The organism is Methylophaga lonarensis MPL (assembly GCF_000349205.1).
Taxonomy (GTDB): domain Bacteria; phylum Pseudomonadota; class Gammaproteobacteria; order Nitrosococcales; family Methylophagaceae; genus Methylophaga; species Methylophaga lonarensis.
Window position 1 is genome coordinate 43,128 of the sequence record NZ_APHR01000022.1, and the last position, 6,463, is coordinate 49,590.

General features: G+C 48.4%; 8 protein-coding genes. 1 reads left to right on the top strand and 7 read right to left on the bottom strand.

Annotated elements, in window-relative coordinates; translation table 11 throughout:
• Positions 1-29 precede the first annotated feature (29 nt).
• The 3 genes from MPL1_RS04855 to MPL1_RS04865 form a co-directional block, all read right to left on the bottom strand.
• Positions 30-686 (bottom strand): response regulator, encoded by a 657-nt coding sequence (locus tag MPL1_RS04855; RefSeq protein WP_009726007.1) that lies wholly within the window; start codon positions 684-686, stop codon positions 30-32.
• Entirely contained in the window at positions 667-2,019 is a 1,353-nt protein-coding gene (locus MPL1_RS04860; protein ID WP_009726008.1) for a sensor histidine kinase, read from the bottom strand. Before MPL1_RS04860 ends, MPL1_RS04855 begins: the two co-directional genes overlap by 20 nt.
• Positions 2,020-2,194: 175 nt before the next feature.
• Positions 2,195-2,404 (bottom strand): hypothetical protein, encoded by a 210-nt coding sequence (locus MPL1_RS04865; protein WP_009726009.1) that lies wholly within the window; start codon positions 2,402-2,404, stop codon positions 2,195-2,197.
• 422 nt (positions 2,405-2,826) lie between these two features.
• On the opposite strand from MPL1_RS04865, the gene MPL1_RS13690 reads away from it, so the two are divergent.
• On the top strand, positions 2,827-2,988 hold the full coding sequence (locus MPL1_RS13690) for a hypothetical protein (RefSeq protein ID WP_161604007.1): 162 nt from the start codon (positions 2,827-2,829) through the stop codon (positions 2,986-2,988).
• 75 nt (positions 2,989-3,063) lie between these two features.
• Here MPL1_RS13690 and MPL1_RS04875 read toward each other — a convergent pair whose 3' ends face one another.
• Genes MPL1_RS04875 through sufD form a run of 4 tightly spaced genes read right to left on the bottom strand, consistent with a single transcriptional unit; the run spans position 3,064 to position 6,384 of the window.
• Positions 3,064-3,405, bottom strand: a complete 342-nt coding sequence (locus MPL1_RS04875) for an SUF system Fe-S cluster assembly protein (protein WP_040576894.1) — start codon at positions 3,403-3,405, stop codon at positions 3,064-3,066.
• A 5-nt stretch (positions 3,406-3,410) separates the two neighbouring features.
• Positions 3,411-3,857, bottom strand: coding sequence for a Fe-S cluster assembly sulfur transfer protein SufU (gene sufU, locus MPL1_RS04880; RefSeq protein ID WP_009726012.1), 447 nt, complete (start codon positions 3,855-3,857; stop codon positions 3,411-3,413).
• Entirely contained in the window at positions 3,857-5,080 is a 1,224-nt protein-coding gene (locus MPL1_RS04885; protein WP_009726013.1) for a cysteine desulfurase, read from the bottom strand. The genes sufU and MPL1_RS04885 overlap by 1 nt, the downstream gene beginning before the upstream one ends.
• Complete coding sequence (gene sufD / locus MPL1_RS04890; protein WP_009726014.1) at positions 5,080-6,384, bottom strand: Fe-S cluster assembly protein SufD; 1,305 nt, start codon at positions 6,382-6,384, stop codon at positions 5,080-5,082. Before sufD ends, MPL1_RS04885 begins: the two co-directional genes overlap by 1 nt.
• Between the last annotated feature and the right edge of the window lie 79 nt (positions 6,385-6,463).

Below are 6,463 nucleotides of genomic sequence, written 5' to 3' on the forward strand. Positions count from 1 at the left end.
AGATCAGCATCGCCTTTTATAACAGCATCTTAGCCAGGCTTGATAATGCCCAGCGCCACGGCAATGTGCGCTAAATCTGCAGCAGTATCAGCTTTGAGTTTGTTTTTGATTGTAGTGTTATAGTTGGCAACTGTTTTGTAACCGAGATGAAGATCAGCAGCCACTTCATGGGCAGTCATCCCGCTAGCAAGACGACAAAAGACATCAAACTCACGAGGAGATAAGACATCAGTAATTTCGTTACTGGCATCAAAGTTTGAGCGTTTGAGGTCGTGTGAACCGGGTAATAAGCCCTCCTCGATATACTGACTCCCCTTTGCAACGACTTGGACGGCTTCAGCCAGAACATCGGCAGCACTGTTTTTACTCACGTAGCCCTGTGCACCGGCCTGAAGTGCACGCTCAACATAAATTGATTCATCATGAATGCTGTAGACCAACACAATTGCATTGGCCTCCTGACGTCTAAGACGTCTGATTGCCTCAAGCCCACCAATGCCGGGCATTGATAAGTCCATCACAACGACATCGGGTTTGACCCGACCATACTCGTGACAGACCAACTCTCCGCGGTCAATTTCGGAAATGTCACCGATAAAGGACTGCGCTGAGAGCAGCATGCGAAATCCGGCTCTCACCACTTCATGGTCATCGACCAGTAAAACGCTAATCTTGTTCTGATTCATTCTGTTCCTGCTTCTCGGTATAAGGTATCCAGGCCTCGACACGAACGCCTACGCCGGACACCGATTCAAACTTGAAATCTCCACCCATGCTTTCAACGCGTTCTCGCATCGCCAGCAAACCAAAGCCCTGTACGTTGTTATTCTGTTTACCGATACCATTATCCTCAACCACAACGCTGACCAGGCAGCGCCCGTCATCATAGGTATTTTTATTGACGGCAATTATCACCTCAGTAGCATTCGCATGACGCACCACATTGGTCAGACACTCCTGAACGATGCGATAGACATGAATTGCCTGTTCCGGGTGGAGTGTATCTACTCGTTCATCATAACCAAGTTGTATGCTGACTGATGTATCGCGTCGCTGCCACTCGTTAATCAGGTCAGTTAGGGTCGCGCCCAGCCCCAGATCTGTGAGACTCAGTGGATGCAATGTACGCATCATCGATCTTACGACACCTGACAGATGGTTACAGACATCAATGATCGCTGTTCCAGCAGCTTCACGGTCTGCCGCCGGTTGTCGTACAGCAACCGCCATGGCTTTGATCGCTGTCAATGACTGCCCCATTTCATCGTGCAGCTCACGTGACATGTTGCGACGCTCTTGTTCCTGAATTTGCATACTGTGGCGTGCCAGCGCCTGATTATTATTGCGCGCAGTATTCAACGCTGAAGACAGGCTATTGATCTCGGTTGAGATGGCATCAAACTCACTGATATTGAACTGTGGCAGGCTCAATCCATATTGCCCGGATTCAATTTGTCGCAAACCACTCAAGATACTTCGAACAGCCTTCAACATACTATGAAATACCAGGTTAATCGCTACAAATATGACGATAATCATCGCGATTACTGACCAGAAATAAGCTTGAGATTCCTGCCATGCTTCATCAATTTCATCCATAGGATCAGCACTTAACACGAGTCTTTTGATACGCCCGTCATCCAGTGTCAGCATGTAATCAACGGCCAGGGGCTCGGTCATCACCAGATACACATACCAGCGAGGCAAGTGTGCATAAAAGTCTTCAGTGGGTTCTGTAAACAGCGCAACCTGTTCGCCTTGATCATTTTCAAGCGCCAGATTCAAGTGGCGTGTCTCGCGCAGTGCACTCAGATGACGTAACCAGTCCTGCTCTGACTGTCCTGCTTCAGCAAACTGTTTGAAACTCAGATCAAACAACTGCACCGCTAAATTAAATGAAGACTGAACTTCATGCTCGACTGACTGACGTGCTTGCCAGATCGCAAAAAAACTTCCAAGGCACATGATGACCACAACGCTCAACAATATGCGCAAGTTAATCAGACGAGTAAGACTCATACAGTTCTCTCTACAACGGCTCTACCCTGCTCACCTTATTCACTCCAACAGAAAAGCTCAATCATAACGCTATATTCCATGGGAGCCGTTAACCTGGTCAGCCCTGTAAAGTTAGGTATGCTTCGACATGTTTTTAAAAATGCAATCAGTTATCAACACTGATGCCACTGTGCTTTCAACCAGCTTGTGAATTAATCATATTGTTTGGCACGTCAAGCACAAAGCGATATTGCTTTCCGTAATGAAAAATAACTTCTTTCTGACCGCGCTTGAGAATTCTTATCTGAATACCGATATCGGAATAACCATCATGCTGAATAGCGTCATCGAAGAGCTCGATGAGGATTTGTTTTGTTTCATCAAGCAATGCTGTTTGGTTGGTCATCAACTGACTCATCTGGATGTGGAGTAGCATCAATGATAGTCAGCCGCTCACAAGCCACCTATAGGAAATATTCCCTGATTATTCACAGCCTTCAGAACAAGCGCCATCAGGCATTTTTCATTTCAGTCGACGCCAGCGGTCAAAAGGAAATCCTCCTATAGCTCCGTCGCCAGCGGATCACTATGATTGACTCCAACAGTTGGCAGAGGATGTGCGGTCATACAGCTTGCCGCAAGCAGATAGACTCCTGGCACTTCACAGGATCTGTCTGTGCTGATTGTAGGTGCTGAAACCAGCCACCTTTGTTTTTCGTAATGTTGTCCTGCAGGTCATGACTCTCGATCCTGCCCCTTATGTGGGTGAGTAAAACCACCCACAGTTTTTTTAAAACTGTCTGTTGCCACGATACAACGGAAGCTGCCATGAAATATTCACCCCTTCCCGCCTTGATCTTGATAGTCGCTCTGCTGAGTGGTTTTGCGGCAAAGGCCGTATTGACCGCTGAAATGGATAGCACGATGATTTGCGAATCCGCAGACAGCCCGGCGTGTCAATTGAGCGGCCTGAAGCTGTCAGCACACTAAAGTTCGTTCATAACTGCAGACGTCCATGAGAGATCAATAGCCGCTGATAAAAAAACCGCCGAAGCGGTTTTTTTATCAAAACATGCCAAGCTGCAACTGGGCGGCTTCGCTCATCATATCGCGGGTCCATGGTGGATCCCACACCAGCTCAACGTGTACTTTGTTAACGCCTGCTATGGTACCTATTTTTGCCTCAATATCACCTGGAAACGATTGAGCAACCGGACATCCCGGGGCAGTTAATGTCATTTGAATGACCACATTGCCTGATGCACTGACATCAATCTGGTAAATGAGGCCAAGTTCGTAGATATTGACCGGAATCTCTGGATCGAAGATAGTTTTGAGCATCTCGATCACATCTTCTTTCAATTCATCCGCTGTGTAGGTATGGGGTTTTACTTCGTTATCATTCATGAGCATCACTCTGTGCTGACCGAGATATCGTGATCGCTGTCAACGGCCGCATGCACCGTGTGCCAGGACAAAGTCGCGCATTTTACCCGCGCCGGGAATTCCTTCACACCACTGAGCACTTCCAGTTTGCCCAATAGATGTCGATCAGCAGTTTCACCTGTCATGGTTTTATGAACCTGCTCGTAAATCGCATCAGCTTCCTCAAGTGTTTTGCCTTTCAGTGATTCAGTCATCAATGAAGCTGAAGCCATGGAAATTGCACAACCACTGCCTTTGAAACTGACATCGGTGATGACGTTTCCATCCAGTTTGACGTAGACAACCAGCTTGTCACCGCACAGAGGGTTATTGCCGTGCGCAAAGTGATTTGCGTCTTCAATTTCCCTGAAATTACGCGGATTTTTGTTGTGATCCATGATCACTTGTTGGTAAAGGTCTCTTAGATCACTCATCAGCCAAACAACTCCTGGGTCTTCTTGATGGCCGCGACCAGTGCATCAACTTCCTGCTCGCTATTGTAGAAAGCAAACGAAGCACGCGCGGTCGCCGGTATGTCGAAATACTCCATCACTGGCTGGGCACAGTGATGTCCAGTACGAATAGCCACGCCTTGTTGGTCGAAAATGGTACCGACGTCGTGTGGATGGACACCATCGATCATAAACGACAGCACACTGGCTTTTTCTTTGGCGGTACCAATGATGCGCACACCGTCCATTGCCTGCAGTTTGGCTGTTGCCAAATCAAGCAGGTGATGTTCATGTGCAGCCAATACCTCCATGCCAAACTGCTGGATATAGTCAATCGCTGCAGCCAGACCGATAGCACCAGCAATGTGTGGTGTGCCTGCCTCGAATTTATAAGGCAGTTCGTTATAGATCGTGCCTGAGAAACTGACAGACAAAATCATGTCGCCGCCACCTTGATAGGGTGGCATTGCCTCCAGCAGCTGCTGACGTCCGTAAAGTACGCCGATACCGGTTGGGGCAAATAGTTTATGGCCGGAAAACACATAGAAATCACAATCCAGCGCCTGCACATCAACTTGCAGATGCGGCACAGCCTGCGCCCCGTCAATCAATACGGGAATGCCTTTGGCACGGGCTTTTTCAGTCAGCATTTTCACTGGATTGACAGTTCCCAGTGCATTTGAAACATGACCGATGGACAATATTTTGGTGCGTGAATTCAACAGCTCGTCTATCTGAGTCAAATCAAGCTCACCAGTATCCGTCATCGGGATGACTTTGAGTTGTGCTCCGGTCTGCTCACAAAGCATCTGCCAAGGCACAATGTTGGCATGATGCTCCAGATGACTGATCAGTATTTCATCACCCTCGACAATCATCGGACGCACAAAGCTCTGTGCAACCAGATTAATGGCTTCGGTCGCACCGCGTACAAAGACAATTTCACGGTCACTGCTGGCGTTGAGATAGTCACGCACAGTTGAACGTGATGCTTCAAACGCGTCAGTTGCTCTCTGGCTCAGGCGATGAACACCGCGATGTACATTGGCATTATCGGTTCGATAGTAATGATCAACGGCCTCAATCACTTGCAGCGGTTTCTGACTGCTTGCCGCATTGTCCAGATATACCAGAGGCTGACCATTGATCTGCTGATGCAGAATTGGAAAATCTGCACGGATCTGTTCAATATCAAAAGCTCTCATCAGACTTTGGCACCCCGCGGCAGGCGCTGTTCGATCACGGTGGACAATGCCTGTTTTATTTCGTCTGATGGCAGACGATCAAGCACATCAACAGCAAAGGCAAAGGTCAGCAAACTACGAGCACTAACTTCATCAAGACCACGCGCGCGCAGGAAAAACAGTTGATCCATATCGATCTGCCCGACAGTGCTGCCGTGACCGCATTTCACATCATCCGCGTAGATTTCCATTTCGGGTTTGGTATCAATCTCACAGCCACGGGAGAGCAACAGGTTGTGGTTGCTCTGATTGGCGTCTGTTTTCTGTGCATCCTTGTGAACAAATACTTTACCGTTGAAAACCGCGTGGCTTTTTTCGTCCAGCACGCCTTTATAGACTTCATCACTGGAAGTATTGGCTACGCTGTGATCGATACGAGTATGGTTGTCGACGTGCTGGTCACCAGCGACAAGATAAAGACCGCTCATGGTGACATGGGCTGCTTCGCCTTCCAGTCTGCTGTGCACATCATTGCGAGCCAGCTTGCCACCCAGAGAAATATTGGCATTATGCCAGTGACTGCCCGCCGCCTGATGGGCCGCCATGGTCGCTACGTGATAACTGGCAACAGATTCCTGCTGCAGTTTGTAATGTTCTAGTTGAGCATCTTGTGCAAGCGCAACTTCAGTCACGATATCGTTAAGCCCTGTGGCGGCGTCATTCGCTGACACATAATGCTCAATCAGTGTAGCTTTTGCGCCTTTTTCAAGCCGAACCAGATGACGGAGATGCACGGCAAGATTGGCGGGTTTACCTGAATTAACCACCACAAGCTCAATGGGTTGTGACAGCCGAATATCGTTGGCGATATGCAGGTAAAGACCCTCGCTGAACAGCATGGTGTTCAGTGCATTAAAGCCCGGTTTTTCCAAATCGATTTGCTGATTGAGTTGATCGGCAATATCGGCATCAAGCTGTGACATGGCCTGTAATTTCACACCTTGCGGTAAATCCGTAAGGCGAGACAACTCAGGCTGAAAAACACCATCAACAATAACCAGACGATACGCCTCAGAAACTAATGCCAGACGGTCAATTGTTTCAGCGTCGAGTGTCGTCTCGGCAGCCTGGTAAACAAACTGTTCCTGACCCAGTTGCCATAAGCTGGTGTATTTCCAGTCTTCCTGTTTTTTACCCGGCAGACCATGACGCTCGAACTGCGCTTTGGCCTTGTGGCGCAGAGCATTGACTGCTGGCGTGTTTAACAAGCTCACATCATCGGCACGCTCGATAAATGCGGTGTGGATTTCGGCGAGCTGTTTCATGCGCCAACACCTTCAGGGGCGTCATGAATCCAGCTGTAGCCTGATTTTTCCAATTCTTTGGCTAGGTCCTTGTCACTGA